Source organism: Stenotrophomonas sp. PUT21 (assembly GCF_052232875.1).
Lineage (GTDB): Bacteria > Pseudomonadota > Gammaproteobacteria > Xanthomonadales > Xanthomonadaceae > Stenotrophomonas > Stenotrophomonas maltophilia_N.
The window spans coordinates 2,999,419-3,017,059 of sequence record NZ_CP197645.1 but is presented as its reverse complement, the minus strand read 5'-3'; the positions used below and the strand labels follow the sequence as shown (position 1 = coordinate 3,017,059).

The window sequence follows — 17,641 nt, the reverse complement described above, 5'->3', positions numbered from 1 at the left end:
GCGCCTGTTACTGGCGGCGGTGAGGCCCTACCATCGGCTACCCCCTCCCCACGGCCGCCCTGCGCATGTCCGCCACTGCTCCCGTCCCCACTGGACGCCCCCGCTGGTTCGTTGCCGGCGATCTCAACGGTTTCTTCGGTCTGGTGGTCGACAATCTGTCGATCCTCGGCTTCATCGCGATGGCGCTGGTCGGCATCTTCCAGTTCCCTGCCGATGTAGTGTTCGGCCGCATGTTCCCGGGCACCGCCTTCGGCGTGCTGGTCGGCAATGTGCTCTACACCTGGATGGCCCGGCGCCTGGCCGCGCGCACCGGCCGCGATGATGTCACCGCGATGCCGCTCGGCCTGGATGCGCCGACCAGCATCGGCATGGCGCTGCTGGTGCTCGGCCCGGCCTTCCTTGCCTTCAAGGGCCAAGGGCTGGCCCCGCATGATGCGGCCATCGCCACCTGGCAGCTGGGCATGGCCTCGCTGGTGATCATGGGCGTGCTGAAGGTGATCCTGTCCTTCTTCGGCGAAGCGGTCACCCGCGCGCTGCCGCGGGCCTCGCTGCTCGGCTCGATCGCCGGTATCGCGATCGTACTGATGGGCTTCCTGCCGCTGCTGGAAACGCTGCGCTCGCCGGTCGTCGGCTTCGTCACCCTGGGGCTGCTGCTGTACGTGCTGATCGCCAAGCGGACGCTGCCGATCCGCGCGCCCGGCGTGCTGGTCGCGTTCGTGTTCGGCACGATCCTGTACTACGGCCTCGGGCTTGCCGGGCTGGGCGCACCGGGCTTCAAGGTGCCGGAGTGGGTGCCGCCGCAGGTGGTGCTGCCGTGGCCGACCCTGGGCTTCATCGACGGTCTGCCGACCGCGACCACCTACCTGCCGCTGCTGCTGCCGTTCGGCCTGCTGATGGTGGTGGGTGGCATCAACGTCTCCGAGAGCGCGCGCGCTGCCGGTGACGATTACCGCACCCGCGACATCCTGCTGGTGGAAGCTGTCGCCACGCTGGTGGCTGGCCTCTGCGGCGGTGTGGCGCAGACCACGCCGTACATCGGCCAGCCGGCCTACAAGCACATGGGTGCGCGCAGCGGGTACACGCTGCTGACCGGCCTGTTCGTTGGCATCGGCGGCATGCTGGGCGTGATCTCCGGGTTGGTGCAGTGGCTGCCGCTGGCGGTGCTGGCGCCGATCATCGTGTACGTGGCGATCGATATCACCACCCAGGCGTTCCAGGCCACGCCGCGCGAACATGCCGGCGCGATGGTGCTCGGCTTCCTGCCCTCGGTGGCGTACCTGCTGGCGATCAAGGCGCCCGGCTGGATCGCGCCGGAACAGTTGGCGGTGATGACCTCCACCCTGGATGGGCATGGCCTGCCCGAGCTGGCGGTGATCTTCACCCTGGGCAACGGCTTCATCATCACCTCGATGCTGTGGATCGCGGCGGTGGTGGCGATGATCGACGGGAAGCTGCTGCGCGCCTCCGGTTTCCTGCTGGTGGCTGCGGTGCTGACGCTGTTCGGCCTGATCCACTCGGTGGACCCGCGTGGCGGGATCTACCTGCCGTGGCAGCTGGAGGGCCTGCCGAAGATCATCAGCTGGCAGTTCACGGGCGCGTATGTGGCGTTGGCCGGGTTGCTGGCGCTGTTGTCGCTGCAGAAGCAGCCTTCAGAGCGCACCTGACGCGCCGGCGGCGGCACGTAGAGCAACGGGCAGTGCCGACCGCTGGCCGGCGGGGGATCATTCCTCGCCATCCAGCTCCGGGTAATGCCGGAAGATGCCGTTGGTGTTGAACGCCAGGCGTCGGTCCGAGGCGAGATAGGCGGCGATATTGGGCCGGGTTTCAACCCGGTCCTTGAGGGCGCGCAGCTGCGGCAGCGTCGGCCACAGCGCCTGCATGCGGCGCGGGAACATGTACTCCAGCCCGCTCAGCAGCTGGAACAGGGAAAGATCCACATAGGAATGCTCCCGCAGCGGATGCCGGCCGCCGTTGTGCTTGAGCACGTTCTCGAAATACGCGAGGAACTTCGGCATGCGTTCGCTCCGCATCGAGGCGGCGCGCGTCTTGGCTTCGCGCTTCTGGTCGTCGTAGTACTTCGACGCTGCGATCGGGTGATGGGTGTCATGCACTTCGGCTACCAGATCGGCGATGGTGAGCTGCAGCTGCAACGCCTGTTGCCGCCGTGAGCTCGCATCCGGAACCAGACCGAGTTCCGGTCCGAGATGATCCAGGATCGCACCGACCTGGGCGATCACCTGTCGACCAGTCCGCAGAAACGGCGGGGCAAACGGCTGTAGACCCTCCACCTTGCCGTCCAGATACGGCTGCATCACGGCATCGCCGTGCACACGCGCCATATCCGTATAGCCCGCTCCGGCATCCTCCAGGGCAAGCCGCACGAACTCGCCGCGGCCCTGGATGCCGGTCCAGTAATACAGTTCGTAATGCATGCAGCCACTCCGTGTGGAACCGGCGCCCAGCATCGCGCGCGCGGCCGAAAGCAGGCGTGAGCGCGGTGTGGTTCCCGTGCTAGGGTCCAGTGGCGATGGTGACGGGAGTAAGGGATGCGGATGTGGGGACTGGGCCTGTGCGTGGCGATACTGCCGGCCACGGTAGCGGCCGATCCGGTGGCGCTGCACGATGGCTTTGGCTACAGCGATGCGGTGCTGCGTGCGGAGCTGGCCACGCTGCGCGAGATGAGTGGCGCGTCCGGTCCGCGCCGTCACCTGGGGGCAGCGGGGTACCACCGCGTTCGTGGCGAGCTGGCCGCCTCCAACCGTGCAGCACGCCAGTGCCTGGATGAAACCCGGGAAGCACCGCCCACGCTGCAGGGGCTGGCCTTCCTGTGCGAATCCACGCTCGCGGGCAATGCGCTGATCGAGGGCGATATCGCAGCCTGGGCGAGCCTGATGCTGCGCGTGCGCGAGGACTACCAGCGCACCATCGTGCCGATGCTCAGGGCTGGCGATGAAGTGCCCGATGTCACCCGGCCGACGTTCGCGGCCTTTACCACCTGGCCGCGCAGCGCGCTGCCCGTGGCCGAGCGGGTGCAGGACGTGGCGGTGCCGATCCAGTTCAGCAACGAGCTGCCCTCGGTGACACTCACGCTGCACGGCACGCGCGATGGTGCGCCTGTCGCCCACGAGGCCGCCTTCATCATCGATACCGGTGCACCGCGCTCGCACATCAGCCGCGGGTTGGCCGCATCACTCGGGCTGGCGGTGACGGAAGGCTTCGTGGTGTCGCGCATCGTCGAGGGCGACATCCAGCAGGCCGGCCTGGCAGCGCCGATCGATATCGAACTGGGGGGCCAGCGGGTGCGCGATGTGTCGTTCAACAGCGAACCCACGCGCGAGCTCAACCTGATCGGCCTGGATGTGCTGCGCGCGCTGGGCCGGTTCCGCCTCTCCCGCGAAACGCTGACCCTGCTGGGCACGCAGACGCCGGCGCTATGCACCCGGCGCATGGTTGTTACCTCGTCGCTGTGGGGGCCGTTCCAGCAGGCCCGCTACCCCATCCGGGGCCGCGAGCACCACCTGATGCTGATCGATACCGGTTTCCACGGCGCCTTCCAGATGCGCGGCGCGCCGCGCGCATCGGTGCCGGCTGCGGCGATCCAGCGCAGGAACGTGATCACCACGCGCGGGGCCGAGGATATCGAGTACGCGCCGGCCAGCACGCCGATGCAGATCACCGATACGCTCACCAGCATTCCGGTGGATATCGCGTTCCAGCCACCGGATCTGTTTCCCTCGTCGTGGCGGATCGGCTATGGCGTCACCGGGGGCTACGATGTGGCGCTGGACCTGCCCGGCGGCCTCGGCTGCCTGGTCCCGCGGCCGCCGGAGCCGCCGCTGCTTGGCCGCCCGCCGAGCGCCTGACCAACCCTGAATCGGCATCTCATCCACCCTTGAAACACGCCCCCGTAACCGCATCTCAGGGACAGTGCTGGCACGGCCAGCCCCGTTTACATCGAGGACAAGAACATGCGGATGGACAAGCTCACCTCGCGTTTCCAGCAGGCGCTGGCCGACGCGCAGTCGTTGGCCGTGGGCCGCGACCACAACATCATCGAACCGGTACATGTGTTCAGCGCGCTGCTGGACCAGCAGGGTGGCAGCACGCGCCCGCTGCTGGCCCAGGCCGGCGTCAACGTGCCGGTACTGCGCGAACGCTTGAATGAAACCCTAGAGGCCCTGCCCAAGGTCTCCGGACAGGAAGGCAACCTGTCGATCGGCAACGATCTGAACCGGCTGCTCAACAACACCGACAAGCTGGCCCAGCAGCACGGCGATGCCTTCATCGCCAGTGAGTGGTTCGTGCTGGCCGCGGTCGACGATGGTGGCACCCTGGGCATGGCGCTGCGCGCCGCCGGTGCCGACAGGAAGAAGATCGAAACCGCCATCGACAAGGTGCGCGGTGGCGAGACCGTGCAGTCGGAGAACGCCGAAGACCAGCGCCAGGCGCTGGAGAAGTACACCATCGACCTGACCGCGCGGGCCGAGAGCGGCAAGCTGGACCCGGTGATCGGCCGCGATGAGGAAATCCGTCGCACCATCCAGGTGCTGCAGCGCCGCACCAAGAACAACCCGGTGCTGATCGGCGAGCCCGGCGTGGGCAAGACCGCGATCGTGGAGGGCCTGGCCCAGCGCATCATCAACGACGAAGTGCCCGAGGGCCTGCGCGGCAAGCGCGTGCTCTCGCTGGACATGGGCGCGCTGATCGCCGGCGCCAAGTTCCGCGGTGAGTTCGAAGAGCGCCTGAAGGGCGTGCTCAACGACCTGGCCAAGAGCGAAGGGCAGGTGATCCTGTTCATCGACGAACTGCACACCATGGTCGGTGCAGGCAAGGCCGATGGCGCGATGGACGCGGGCAACATGCTCAAGCCGGCGCTGGCGCGCGGTGAGCTGCACTGCGTCGGTGCGACCACGCTGGACGAGTACCGCAAGTACATCGAGAAGGACGCCGCGCTGGAGCGCCGTTTCCAGAAGGTGCTGGTGGGCGAGCCGAGCGTGGAAGACACCATCGCGATCCTGCGCGGGCTGAAGGAAAAGTACGCCGTGCACCATGGCGTGGAAATCACCGACCCGGCGATCGTCGCGGCGGCCACGCTGTCGCACCGCTACATCGCCGACCGCCAGCTGCCGGACAAGGCCATCGACCTGATGGACGAGGCCGCCTCGCGCATCCGGATGGAGATCGACTCCAAGCCGGAAGAACTGGATCGGTTGGAGCGCCGTGTGATCCAGCTCAAGATCCAGCGCGAAATGCTCAAGAAGGAAAAGGACGACGCCTCGCGTCAGCGCCTGGCCGATCTGGAAACCGATATCGATGCGCTGGAGCGCGAGTTCTCCGATCTCAACGAGATCTGGAAGTCGGAGAAGGCCACGCTGCAGGGCGCGACCCGGATCAAGGAACAGATCGAACAGGCCAAACTGGAACTGGAATCGGCGCAGCGCCGCCAGGATTTCGGCCGCATGAGCGAGATCCAGTATGGGCAGTTGCCGCAGCTTGAAAAGCAGCTTGCTGCCGCACAGGAAGTGGAAACCAGTGAGTTCAAGCTGGTCCAGGACCGGGTGACCGCCGAGGAGATCGCCGAGGTGGTCTCGCGCTGGACCGGCATTCCGGTCAACCGCATGCTCGAAGGCGAGCGTGACAAGCTGCTGCGCATGGAAGAAGTGCTGCACAACCGCGTGGTCGGCCAGGAAGAGGCGATCAAGGTGGTCTCCGATGCGGTGCGACGCTCGCGTGCGGGCCTGTCCGATCCGGATCGCCCGAGCGGCTCGTTCCTGTTCCTGGGCCCGACCGGTGTGGGCAAGACCGAGCTGTGCAAATCGCTGGCCGAGTTCCTGTTCGACAGCAGCGACGCGATGATCCGCATCGACATGAGCGAGTTCATGGAGAAGCACAGCGTCGCGCGCCTGATCGGTGCGCCCCCGGGCTACGTGGGCTACGAAGAAGGTGGCTACCTGACCGAGGCGGTGCGTCGCCGCCCGTACTCGCTGATCCTGCTGGACGAGGTGGAGAAGGCGCATCCGGATGTGTTCAACATCCTGCTGCAGGTGCTGGATGATGGTCGTCTCACCGATGGCCAGGGCCGCACGGTGGACTTCCGCAATACCGTCATCGTGATGACCTCCAACCTGGGCTCGCACCAGATCCAGGACATGAGCAGCGATGACAGTCCGGAGGCCTACACGCAGATGAAGGCCGCGGTGATGGGCGTGGTGCAGGCGCACTTCCGTCCGGAGTTCATCAACCGCCTGGACGACATCGTCGTGTTCCATCCGCTGGACAAGGTGCAGATCAAGCAGATCGCCCGCATCCAGATGCAGGGCCTGGAAAAGCGCCTGGCCGAGCGTGGCCTGCGCATCGAGGTCAGCGATGCCGCGTTCGAACTGCTGGGCAATGTCGGGTTCGATCCGGTGTACGGCGCCCGGCCGCTCAAGCGTGCGATCCAGTCGCAGCTGGAAAATCCGCTGGCGCAGAAGATCCTGTCCGGCGAGTTCCTCAATGGCGATGTGATCCAGGTCGATGCGGCCGCGGGCAAGCTGGTATTCGTGAAGGGCTGAGCCGCCCGCGCGCCAGCGGCCTGATAACCGTTGGGCCTCACGCCATGCCGGTTTGGCATCAACCCCCGCTTCGGCGGGGGTTTTTTGTTCGGTATCGTCGGCATTCACCTGGAGGCGATGCGATATGTCCGAACACGGCAGTCCCGAATCACAGTGGCGCGCGGAGACCATCGCGGTGCATGGCGGCTACCGGCCTGACCCCACCACCCGCGCGGTGGCGGTGCCGATCTACCAGACCGTGGCCTACGCCTTCGATGACACCCAGCATGGCGCGGACCTGTTCGACCTGAAGGTGCCGGGCAACATCTACACCCGCATCATGAACCCGACCACCGACGTGCTCGAGCAGCGCATCGCCGCGCTCGAGGGCGGCATCGGTGCGCTGGCGCTGGCCTCGGGCCAGGCAGCGATCACCTACGCGATCCAGACCATCGCCGAGGCCGGCGACAACATCGTTTCGGCCAGTGCGCTGTACGGCGGCACCTACAACCTGTTCGCGCACACGCTGCCGCAGTTCGGGATCGAAACGCGCTTTGCCGACTACCGGGATCCGCAGGCGTTCGGCGCGTTGATCGATGAGCGCACCAAGGCGGTGTTCGTCGAATCCATCGGCAACCCGCGCGGCAACATCACCGATATCCAGGCCGTGGCGAACATCGCGCATGCGCATGGCGTGCCGCTGATCGTGGACAACACGGTGGCGACGCCGTACCTGCAGCGCTCGTTCGATTTCGGCGCGGACATCGTGGTCCATTCGCTGACCAAGTACCTCGGCGGGCATGGCACCAGCCTGGGTGGGGCGATCGTGGATTCCGGGCGGTTTCCGTGGTCCGAGCACAAGCAGCGCTTCCGCCGCTTGAACGAGCCGGACGTGAGCTATCACGGCGTGGTCTACACCGAAGCCCTGGGGCAGGCCGCCTATATCGGCCGCGCGCGCGTGGTTCCGCTGCGCAACACCGGCGCGGCGATCTCACCGTTCAATTCCTTCCTGATCCTGCAGGGCATCGAAACCCTGGCGCTGCGGCTGGACCGGATCAACGCCAACACGCTGGCGGTGGCCAGACACCTGCAGGGCCACCCCAAGGTGGCCTGGGTCAACTACGCCGCACTGCCCGATCACCCCGAGCATGCCCTGGTGCAGAAGTACCTGCGCGGCCACGGCTCGGGCGTGCTGACCTTCGGCCTGCCCGGTGGCCGCGCGGCCGGTGCACGCTTCCTGGATGCGCTGCAGCTGTTCACCCGGTTGGTGAACCTGGGCGATGCCAAATCACTGGCCACGCACCCGGCCTCGACCACGCACCGGCAGCTGGACGCCGCCGAACTGGAGAAGGCGGGCGTCAGCGAAGACACGGTGCGGCTGTCGGTCGGCATCGAACACATCGACGACCTGCTGGCGGATCTGGAGCAGGCGTTGGCCAGCGCGTAGTGGCAGGACCCACGGCGGCCGGTGCGGGCCGGCCGCCGTGGGGTAGTGGGGCGTGGCGTTACGCGCGGGGGTAGTATCGCGCTGACGTTCCGGCAACTGCGCAAGATCAGCCACGCGGCCGCCTGTGGAACGACGCACGCTGAGCGTCACCTACAGAGGGAGCCCGCCATGAGCCACATTGCCCAGGTCCGCCAGCGCCACGGTATCGACCGCGTCATCGCCCATCTGCAGGCATGCCTGCGTGCTGGAGACGCCTTGCCGGATCTGGAAGCGCTGGCCGCGATCGCGCACCAGTCACCGTTCCATTTCCATCGCCTGTACCGCGCGCTGACCGGCGAAACGCCCGGGCGCACCGTGGCGCGCCTGCGCTTGCTGCAGGCGCTGCAGCTGCTCGGCCAGGCCGAGAGCCGGGTGACCGAGGTCGCCTTGAGCGTCGGCTATGAAAGCCCACAGGCGCTGGCCCGCGCCTGTCGCCAGGCGCTGGATGCCACGCCGAGCAGCCTGCGCGAGGATGCCGGACTGCGCAGCCGCTGGCAGCAGCGGCTGGCGCTGCCGGCCGGCGATCACGCCGACGGGACGGTGCCGTTGCAGGTCACGGTGACCACGCTCGAACCTTTCGATGTGGTGGCGCTGCGCACGAAAGGGGCCTTCGATGATCTGGATCAGGCATTCGGCCAGGTCTTCGCCTGGGCGGCGGCGCAGGGCTGGGCCGAGCAGCTGCAGCACCTGGTGGGTATCGCCCGCAACGATCACCGCGATGTGCCGGCGCCTGAGTGCGTGTTCGATTGCGGCATGGGCTTTGGTCGCCCGCCGCCGGCGCTGCCCGCCCCGCTGCGTACGCTGAGGCTCGGCGGAGGCGCGTACGCGGTGGTGCGCCATGTGGGCAGCTATGCAGGGCTGGAAGCGGTCACGGACGCCCTGCTGCGCGACTGGCTGCCCGACAGCGGCCATGCGCTCCGCGATGCGGAGCTGTATTACCACTACCTGGATGACCCGGAAGAGGTACCCGAGGCCATCCTGCGCGCCGATATCTGCGTGCCGGTAGCGTAGCGGCCCTTACACCACCGGAATGCTGTGCTGCTGCCCCATCGTGCGGTACGGCGGGGTGGACATCACCATCTCGGCCAGCGAGTAGGCCAGTTCGCGCTCGGCCATCACCGTGCCGTCCGCGCCGTGGGCGAGCAGGTGCTTCACCTCGGCGTCGCTGTGCGCGCGCGCCAGCAGGGTCAGGCCAGGATTGAGCGCGCGCAGCTTCGCCAGCGTTTCACCGGCTTCCAGCGGCTGCGGGATCGCCAGCACGGCGATCTTGGCGCGCTCGGGATGTGCCTCGGCCAGCACGCGGTCGGAGGCGGCGCTGCCGCGGATGCCGGGCAGGCCGGCCGCGTGCGCTTCGGCGACATGTTCCTTGTTGTCGTCGATGATCATCACCGGCACGCCACGGTCGCGCAGCACCTGCGCCAGCGCACTGCCGACGCGGCCGTAGCCGATCACGATGGCATGGTCGTGCAGGTCCAGCGACGGGCCCGGCGGCAACTCGGTCTCCACCGTGGTGGGGGCGGTTTCCTGGTGCTTCAGCAGCCAGCGGTCGAGCAGGCCGAACACCAGCGGGTTGAGCATGATCGAGATCAGCGCGCCGGCCAGCACCAGCGCCTGGCCGGTCGGCGGCAGGATCCCCAGGGTCACGCCGAGGCCGGCGATGATGAAGGCGAATTCGCCGATCTGCGCCAGGCTGGCCGAAATGGTCAGCGCGGTACCGGTCGGGTGGCCGAAGGCCCGCACGATCACGAACGCAGCAGCGGACTTGCCGAACATGATGATCGCCGCGGTGGCCAGCACCTGCCACGGGTGCTCGATCAGGATGGCCGGGTTGAACAGCATGCCGACCGAGACGAAGAACAGCACCGCGAACGCATCGCGCAGCGGCAGTGAATCATTGGCGGCCTTGTGGCTCAGCTCGGATTCGTTGAGCAGCATGCCCGCGAAGAACGCGCCGAGTGCGAACGACACGCCGAACAGCATCGCCGAGCCGAACGCCACGCCCAGTGCGATGGCCAGCACCGCCAGGGTGAACAGCTCGCGCGAGCCGGTGCCGGCGATGCGCTCCAGGATCCAGGGGATGACCCGGCGCCCGACCACCAGCATCACCGCCACGAACAGGCCCAGCTGCACGAAGGTCCAGCCGATGCTGGCCAGCACGCTGCCGACGGTATGGGTTTCATTGGCCGCATCGGGCCCGAACACGCCGGCCAGGACCGGCATCATCACCAGGGCCAGGACGCAGGCCAGGTCTTCCACGATCAGCCAGCCGATCGCGATCTTGCCGCGCGTGGTTTCCAGCAGGCGCCGTTCTTCCATCGCGCGCAGCAGCACCACGGTACTGGCCGTGGCCAGTGAGAAACCGAACACCACGCCGTAGATCACCGGCCAGCCCATCAACGCGGCCAGGCCCCAGCCGAGCAGGGTGGCGACCAGGATCTGGCCGATCGCACCCGGGATGGCGATCGCTTTGACCTCCATCAGGTCTTTCAGCGAGAAGTGCAGGCCGACCCCGAACATCAGCAGCATCACGCCGATCTCGGCCAGCTGGTTGGCCAGTGCCTGGTCGGCAACGAAGCCGGGGGTGAACGGACCTACGCAGATGCCTGCAATCAGATAACCGACCAGGGGAGACAAACGGAGCTTGTTGGCCAGCGCGCCGAAGATGAAGGCGAGCCCAAGGCCAACGGCAACGATGTTGATCAGGTCGGTGTCATGGTGCATCGGGGCTCGCAACTAGGGGGGGTACCCCGATTTTCACCGATGCGGGCAGATCGGGCAAACCTGGCGCAGTGCATTGCTGCTATGTCCCCACGGTCAGGTGATGTGCTGTCCCGGACAGAGGGCGGTTGAAGCGATGAATGCGCAGATCCCGGCATTTCGGCGGCCCAAACGCACATGCCCCGGCGGACCGGGGCATGTGGCTGTCATCGGGTTGCGGGCCAGCGGCCGGCCGTGAACATCATTACCACTTGTACGAGATCCGGCCATAGACGTACGCGCCATTGAACCCGTACGGCGAGTAGTTGCTGTACGGCAGCATGCCCCAGGTGGAATTCTGCAGGTCCACGGTGCGGTCCGGGTATTCGTCCAGGATGTTGTCCGCGCCCAGAGTCAGGGTCCAGTTCTCGCTGGGCTTGTAGCTGGCCGAGGCATCGAGCACCCACGAGGCATCGTAGGTCTGGTCACGCAGGGCGGTGGCCGAGTTGCGCACGGTGAACGAGCCGTAGCGGGTCGCCGCCAGGTTCAGGTCCCAGCGGTCCGAACGCCAGGTGCCGCTGAGGATGGTCTTGTCGCGCGGGTAGCTGTCCTCGATGCGGCCGATCTCATCGCGGCCGATCAGCGACTGGGTGATGCCCAGCGTGCCGAACGCCGGCGGCGAGGCGATGAACTTCTTCACCTCGGTCTCGTTGTAGCTGTAGGCCGCGGTCAGTTCCAGCGAGCTGGCAGCGAAAGGAATGGTGTAGCTGGAGACCGCATCCACGCCGCGGGTGCGGGTGTCCACGCCGTTGGTGAAGTAGGAGAACGCGGTGACGCCCGGCAGACCCAGGTTGGCCAGCAGCGCATTGGCCGCGTCATTGGTGGTGATGTTGGTGGAGAGCACGATGCGGTCATCGATGTCGATCTGGTACGCATCCACGGTCAGGTACAGCCGGTCCACCGGCTGCAGCACCAGGCCCAGGCTGTAGGAGGTCGAGCTCTCGGCCTTCAACGGGCTGGCACCCAGCGCCTGCGCGGCGGGGCTGGTGGTCGGGAAGGTGCCGCGTTCGAGGAACACACCGTTGACGATCGTGCTGGTCACTGCCTGGTAGCTCTGCTGGGCCAGCGACGGCGCGCGGAAGCCGCTGGAGGCGGTGGCGCGCAGGGCGACCTTGTCGGTGAACGCGTAGCGTGCGGAGAGCTTGCCGGAGAACTTGTCGCCGAAGTCCGAATAATCCTCGTAACGGCCGGTGACACCGGCGGAGAACTTGTCGCTCAGGTCGGCTTCCAGGCCGGCGTAGACGGCGTAGTTGTCGCGGTCGGCGTCCACCGCGTTGAGCGGGGTGAAGCCGCCGAAGCCCTGCGCACCACTGCCGGTGTAGGAGTTCAGTTCGCCGGCCGACTGTTCCCACTTCTCCTTGCGGTATTCACCGCCGAAGGACAGCGTGACCGGGTAGGCCAGGCCCCAGTCCAGGGTCTTGGTCACATCGGCGTTGACGATGTTCTGGGTGTACTCCAGCGCGCCGTCGTAGAACGAGCGCGGGCTGTTCACGCCGAGCGCGTAGTTGATGCTGTTGCGGGTGTGGAAATCGATCTTGTTGGCGCCGTAGTTGTAGCTGACATCCCAGTTCCAGCCGCTGTCCGTATCACCCTTGACGCCGGCGACCAGCGAGCGGTCCTTGGAGTACTGGTTGATCTCCGGCACGAAGCCGTCCGGGTAGGTCTGCGCCAGCAGCGCGCCCTGGTTGAGGTTGTTGCGCGAGCGGTAGAACGCGAACGAGGTGATGTCGCGGTTGCTCGCCATCGCCGTGGCATACGCCGAGACGTGGTCGCTGAACTGGAAGCTGGCGTTGGCCGAGGCGGCGGTCGCATCCACGCGCGGGTCGCCGACCACGAAGGTGGTCTGGCCGATGTTCGGGAAGTTGCTCGTGTTCGGCGTGCTGCCCTGGTACGGGCCGGCGCGGTTGCTCTCGTCCTGCTGCACGATCTGGCCGGCCACGTGCACGCTGCCGCGGCCGTCGGCGAAACCGATGCCGGTATCGCCGGAGAGTTGGTACTTGTTGCCGTCACCGGCCGAGTACTGGCCGGCATCCAGCGCCAGGCTGCCGCCGGAGGACGAGCCCTTGAGCACGATGTTGATCACGCCGGCGATGGCGTCCGAGCCGTACTGCGCCGAGGCGCCGTCGCGCAGTACTTCCACGCGCTCGATCGAGGCGATCGGGATCGCGTTGATGTCCACCGCCGAGGAGCCGCGGCCGATGCTGCCGTTGACGTTGATCTGCGCGGAGGTATGGCGGCGCTTGCCGTTGACCAGCACCAGCACCTGGTCCGGAGAGAGGCCGCGCAGCTGCGCCGGGCGGATGCCGCTGGTGCCGTCGGTCAGCGCCGGGCGCGGGAAGTTCAGCGAGGGCAGGGCACGGGCCAGCGCGGTGGCAAGCTCGGTGGTGCCAGTGGATTGCAGCGCCTCGGGGGTGATGATGTCGATCGGCGACTGTGACTCGGCCACGGTGCGGTCGGCCACGCGGGTGCCGGTGACGATGATGGTGTCCAGGGTATTGGCCGCCGTGCGGGCGGGGGCATCCTGGGCGGTAGCGACGAAGCTGGACATACCGAGCGCGACAGCTACGGCGGCGGCGAGCGTACTGGTCTTGCGGTTCATCAGGATGTGGCTCCGGTAGGGGCGGTGCTGCACCAAAGCGACATCACGACATCGAGGATCGGGTCTGCGAAGGCGGTTGTTGCGGTGCGCAATAGACGGATTAACGGGATATTCATCGCTTGTCAAATATTCGCCTTTTTCGCAAAAAACGTTGCAGCAGCAACCATTTACGTGGGGCAGGGGATTCGACAGGAGGGTCCCGGGGAAGCGCGGGCAGGGTCGTGGGAGAGAGAAACGAGGCCTGCCGCGCATCCCGGGGCCCGTCAAGTATTCGTTAACGCTAGAATTACGTCGCAGGAAAGGTGCTCACGAGCACATTCCATTCCGTTATATGGACCCCCAAGATGATTTCCCTTCGTAACTTCGCCTTGCGCCGTGGCGAGCGGCTGCTGTTGTCCAACGTCGACCTGACCCTGCACGCGGGGTACCGCGTCGGCGTGGTCGGCCGCAACGGGGCCGGCAAGTCCAGCCTGTTCGCGGCCGTGAAGGGCGAGCTGGAAGCGGACAAGGGCGACGTCGATCTGCCCGGCAAGATCCGCATCGCCAGCGTGGCCCAGGAAACCCCCTCGCTGCCCGACCCGGCGCTGCAGTTCGTGCTGGAGGGCGACACCGAGGTGGCCGCCGTCATGCGCGAAGAGGCCGAGGCGGCGGCGCGTGAAGACTGGGAAGCGGTTGCCACCGCCCACCAGCGCATGGCCGAGATCGGCGCCTATGACGCCGAAGCGCGCGCAGGCAAGCTGCTGCACGGCCTGGGCTTCCCGGCCGAGACGCATTCCCGTGCGGTCTCCTCGTTCTCCGGCGGCTGGCGCGTGCGCCTGAACCTGGCCCGCGCGCTGATGATGCCCAGCGACCTGCTGCTGCTCGACGAACCGACCAACCATCTGGATCTGGACGCCGTGTTCTGGCTGGAACAGTGGCTGCTCAAGTACCCGGGCACCCTGCTGCTGATCTCGCATGACCGCGAGTTCCTGGACAACGTGGCGACCCACACCCTGCATCTGCACGGTGGCGGCGCCAAGCTGTACGTTGGCGGCTACACCGATTTCGAGCGCCAGCGCGCCGAACAGCTGCGCCAGCAGCAGCTCGCCCATGAGAAGGAACAGGCCGAGCGCGCGCATCTGCAGAGCTTCATCGACCGCTTCAAGGCGCAGGCCAGCAAGGCCGCGCAGGCGCAGAGCCGCATGAAACGCCTGGCCAAGCTGGCCGGCACCGAAGCGGTACGCGCCGAGCGCGAGTTCCGCATCGAATTCGCACCGCCGGCCAAGCTGCCGTTCTCGCTGATCCGCCTGAACCACGTCGAGGCCGGTTACGGCGCCGATTCGGTGATCCTGCACAACGTGGGCTTCGGCCTGGAAGCCGGCCAGCGCATCGGCCTGCTCGGCCCGAACGGTGCCGGTAAGACCACCCTGGTGAAGACCCTGGTGGGCGAACTGGACCCGATCAGTGGCGAGCGTGCCGCGCATCCGGACCTGCGCATCGGTTACTTCGCCCAGCACACCGTGGAGTCGCTGCACGAAGGGCAGTCGCCGATGGAGCACTTCCGCGATCTGGCCCCGGATGCGCCGAACCAGTCCTTCCGCGATTTCCTCGGCAAGTGGAACTTCGCCGGCGACCGCGCCTTCGAACCGGTGGATGGCTTCTCCGGTGGCGAGCGCGCGCGCCTGGCGTTGGCACTGATCGCCTATCAGCAGCCGAACGTGCTGCTGCTCGACGAACCGACCAACCACCTGGACCTGGAAATGCGCGAAGCGCTGGCTGAAGCACTGGCCGACTTCGAAGGCGCGATCGTGATGGTCTCCCATGACCGCCATCTGATCGGCCTGGTCTGCGATACCTTCTGGCGCGTGGCCGATGGCGTGGTCGAGCCGTTCGACGGCGATCTGGATGCCTACGCGGCGTGGCTGCGTTCGCGTCCCGCCGCGCAGGGCACCAAGCACAAGCTCGCCGCGGCCGCTCCGGAGCCGGCGCCGCCGACCCCGCCGCTGCCCGCGCGCAAGCCGGCCAACCCGCACAAGCTGGCCGCTGCCGAAGCCAAGGTGGGCGAACTGGAAGCGCTGTTGGCCGATCTGGACCGCCAGCTGGCCGACCCGTCCAACTACGCCGATGCGACCCGCATGGCCGTGCTGGGCCGTGATCGTGAAGCCACCGCAACCCTGCTCAGCAAGGCGGAGCAGACGTGGATGGAATTGCTGGACGCGTAAACGGCATGCCGATCAACGGTCGGCATCTCCCTGGCACCCTCAGGCAACGGGTAGGTGCCGACCGTTGGTCGGCACATCGTCCTGCGCCTCCAGCCATTCCCGGAACCGCCGCGCCGCGTCGCTCTCGGCGCGCGAGCGTAGCCGCGTCAGCCAATATCTGCCCAGCGCCAGCGTCTGCGCGAAGGGCTGGATCAAGCGGCCGTGGGCCAGATCCTGCTCGAACATCTTCAACGGCAACAACGCCACGCCTGCCCCCGCGGCGGCCGCACTGGCCAGCGTCAGTGAGGAATCAAACACCGGGCCACGTGCTTCCAGCTCCGGCGCGCCTGCCGCCTGCAACCAGCGTGGCCACTCATCGCTGCGATAGGAGCGCAGCAGCGGCACATTGGCCAGATCGCGCGGCTGCCGCAGCGTCCGTGCCAGCGCCGGCGCGCATAGCGGCGCGAAAGGAGCATCCAGCACGGCGTCGCTGACCTGCCCCTGCCAATCGCCGTCACCGAACCGGATCGCCAGATCCAGCCCTTCACCGGCCAGATCGATGCGGTTGTTGTGGGTCTGCAGGCGCAGCTCGATATCCGGATGGCGCGCATTGAAATCCCCCAGGCGCGGCAGCAGCCAGCCCGTGGCGAAGGTGCCGACCACGCCCACGCTCAACACTTCGCGGAAATGCCCGCCGACGAACCGGTCCAGGCTCACCGCGATGCGGTCGAAGGCCTCGTTGAGCACCGGGTACAGACGGGCGCCTTCGTCGGTCAGGGCGACCCCGCGCGGCAATCGGGTGAACAGCGACACGCCCAGCCGATCCTCCAGCGCCCGGATCTGATGACTCAACGCGGCCTGGCTGACGCACAGCTCCAGCGCCGCGCGGGTGAAGTTCTGGTGCCGGGCGGCGGCCTCGAAGGCGCGCAGGGCATTGAGCGGCAACTGGGGGCGGAGCATGGGGCGAGCCGTGAGCAGGAGTGATGCATCTTCGCATTGTGGGCGCTGCTGCGGCGAACGACGCCCAGCGGTGCCATCGTTTCGGGCGCCCGATTCGTCAGGGCTCGGGCGGAAGGTATGAGATCAAGTAATGCCTTCTGCTGAAAATCCTCGCTGGTGGAGGCGCTGCAACCTGCCAATACTCAGGCCTTCGCCAAGGAGAACCTGCATGATCGCTCGACGACAGTTCCTGCAATGGACCGGCGCGGCCGCCGCCTCGGCGCTGGCCGCCACCGCCTTCGCCAAGACCGCGCTGCCCTCGCCGAAACCCGCCGTCGCAGCGAAGGACTTCGCGGCGCTGGAAGCGGCGAGCGGGGGCCGCCTCGGCGTGACTCTGCTCAACACCGGCACTGGCTGGCGCACCGGCAACCGGCAGGACGAACGCTTCCCGATGTGCAGCACGTTCAAGTTCGTGTTGTCCGCTGCGGTGCTGCATCTGGCCGACCAGGGCAGGCTCCTGCTGGACCAGCGCGTGCCCGTGCGCCAGCAGGACATGCTCTCGCATGCGCCGGTGACCACGCGGCACATCGGCAAGGACATGACCGTGCGCGACCTGTGCCGGGCGACCATGATCACCAGCGACAACCCCGCTGCGAACCTGCTGCTGGGCAGGGTGGGCGGGCCGGCCGGCGTGACCGCCTTCCTGCGCGCCAATGGCGATGCGGTGACCCGCAACGATCGCCTGGAGCCGGAGATGAACCGCTTCGCCCCCGGTGACCCGCGCGATACCACCAGCCCCGCCGCGATGGCGGCGAGCCTGCAGCGCTTCGTGCTCGGCGATGTACTCAAGCCCGCGTCAAAACAGCAGTTGGCCGATTGGTTGATCGACAACGAGACCGGCGATGCACGGCTGCGCGCCGGGTTGTCCAAGGCGTGGCGGGTGGGTGACAAGACCGGCAGCAATGGCGAGGACACCACCAACGACATCGCGATCCTGTGGCCGCTTGCCGGCGGTGCCCCGTGGGTGCTGACCAGCTATCTGCAGGGCGCGACGGTGGACGATGCCGGCCGCAACGACGTGCTGCGGCAGGTGGCCGTGATCGCCGAGGGCATCATGCAGCGGGGCGGGTAGGCCATGCAGCCCGGC

General features: G+C 67.3%; 11 protein-coding genes. 7 read left to right on the top strand and 4 right to left on the bottom strand.

Going from position 1 to position 17,641, the window contains the following annotated elements:
• The first annotated feature begins 65 nt into the window (after positions 1–65).
• Positions 66–1,664 (top strand): hypothetical protein, encoded by a 1,599-nt coding sequence (locus ACTT2I_RS13735; RefSeq protein ID WP_421099083.1) that lies wholly within the window; start codon positions 66–68, stop codon positions 1,662–1,664.
• Between the two features lie 57 nt (positions 1,665–1,721).
• On the opposite strand, the gene ACTT2I_RS13730 is transcribed toward ACTT2I_RS13735, so the two are convergent.
• Complete coding sequence (locus ACTT2I_RS13730; RefSeq protein ID WP_088433884.1) at positions 1,722–2,432, bottom strand: glutathione S-transferase; 711 nt, start codon at positions 2,430–2,432, stop codon at positions 1,722–1,724.
• A 114-nt stretch (positions 2,433–2,546) separates the two neighbouring features.
• Here ACTT2I_RS13730 and ACTT2I_RS13725 point away from each other — a divergent pair, with 114 nt between their 5' ends.
• The 4 genes from ACTT2I_RS13725 to ACTT2I_RS13710 all read left to right on the top strand — a co-directional run bounded on the left by ACTT2I_RS13725 (position 2,547) and on the right by ACTT2I_RS13710 (position 9,030).
• The gene (locus tag ACTT2I_RS13725) at positions 2,547–3,863 is read left to right on the top strand and encodes a retropepsin-like aspartic protease (RefSeq protein WP_421099084.1); all 1,317 of its coding nucleotides are present in this window, start codon (positions 2,547–2,549) and stop codon (positions 3,861–3,863) included.
• A 105-nt stretch (positions 3,864–3,968) separates the two neighbouring features.
• A complete protein-coding gene (gene clpB, locus ACTT2I_RS13720) occupies positions 3,969–6,554 on the top strand; it encodes an ATP-dependent chaperone ClpB (RefSeq protein WP_421099085.1) in 2,586 nt (861 codons plus the stop codon).
• A 124-nt stretch (positions 6,555–6,678) separates the two neighbouring features.
• Complete coding sequence (locus tag ACTT2I_RS13715) at positions 6,679–7,980, top strand: O-acetylhomoserine aminocarboxypropyltransferase/cysteine synthase family protein (protein WP_421099086.1); 1,302 nt, start codon at positions 6,679–6,681, stop codon at positions 7,978–7,980.
• A 168-nt stretch (positions 7,981–8,148) separates the two neighbouring features.
• Complete coding sequence (locus ACTT2I_RS13710) at positions 8,149–9,030, top strand: AraC family transcriptional regulator (protein ID WP_293984443.1); 882 nt, start codon at positions 8,149–8,151, stop codon at positions 9,028–9,030.
• A 6-nt stretch (positions 9,031–9,036) separates the two neighbouring features.
• Here ACTT2I_RS13710 and ybaL read toward each other — a convergent pair whose 3' ends face one another.
• Together ybaL and ACTT2I_RS13700 are read right to left on the bottom strand one after the other, a co-directional pair.
• Positions 9,037–10,740: a YbaL family putative K(+) efflux transporter gene (gene ybaL / locus ACTT2I_RS13705; protein WP_088433889.1), complete on the bottom strand. Its 1,704-nt coding sequence runs from the start codon at positions 10,738–10,740 to the stop codon at positions 9,037–9,039.
• A gap of 241 nt (positions 10,741–10,981) precedes the next feature.
• A complete protein-coding gene (locus ACTT2I_RS13700) occupies positions 10,982–13,375 on the bottom strand; it encodes a TonB-dependent receptor plug domain-containing protein (protein WP_421099087.1) in 2,394 nt (797 codons plus the stop codon).
• Between the two features lie 344 nt (positions 13,376–13,719).
• Between ACTT2I_RS13700 and ACTT2I_RS13695 the strand changes: the two genes are divergently transcribed.
• The gene (locus tag ACTT2I_RS13695; RefSeq protein ID WP_088433891.1) at positions 13,720–15,576 is read left to right on the top strand and encodes an ABC-F family ATP-binding cassette domain-containing protein; all 1,857 of its coding nucleotides are present in this window, start codon (positions 13,720–13,722) and stop codon (positions 15,574–15,576) included.
• 39 nt (positions 15,577–15,615) lie between these two features.
• Here ACTT2I_RS13695 and ACTT2I_RS13690 read toward each other — a convergent pair whose 3' ends face one another.
• On the bottom strand, positions 15,616–16,515 hold the full coding sequence (locus tag ACTT2I_RS13690; protein WP_088433892.1) for a LysR substrate-binding domain-containing protein: 900 nt from the start codon (positions 16,513–16,515) through the stop codon (positions 15,616–15,618).
• 208 nt (positions 16,516–16,723) lie between these two features.
• Here ACTT2I_RS13690 and blaL2 point away from each other — a divergent pair, with 208 nt between their 5' ends.
• On the top strand, positions 16,724–17,626 hold the full coding sequence (blaL2, locus tag ACTT2I_RS13685) for a L2 family extended-spectrum class A beta-lactamase (protein WP_088433893.1): 903 nt from the start codon (positions 16,724–16,726) through the stop codon (positions 17,624–17,626).
• Positions 17,627–17,641: the final 15 nt, after the last annotated feature.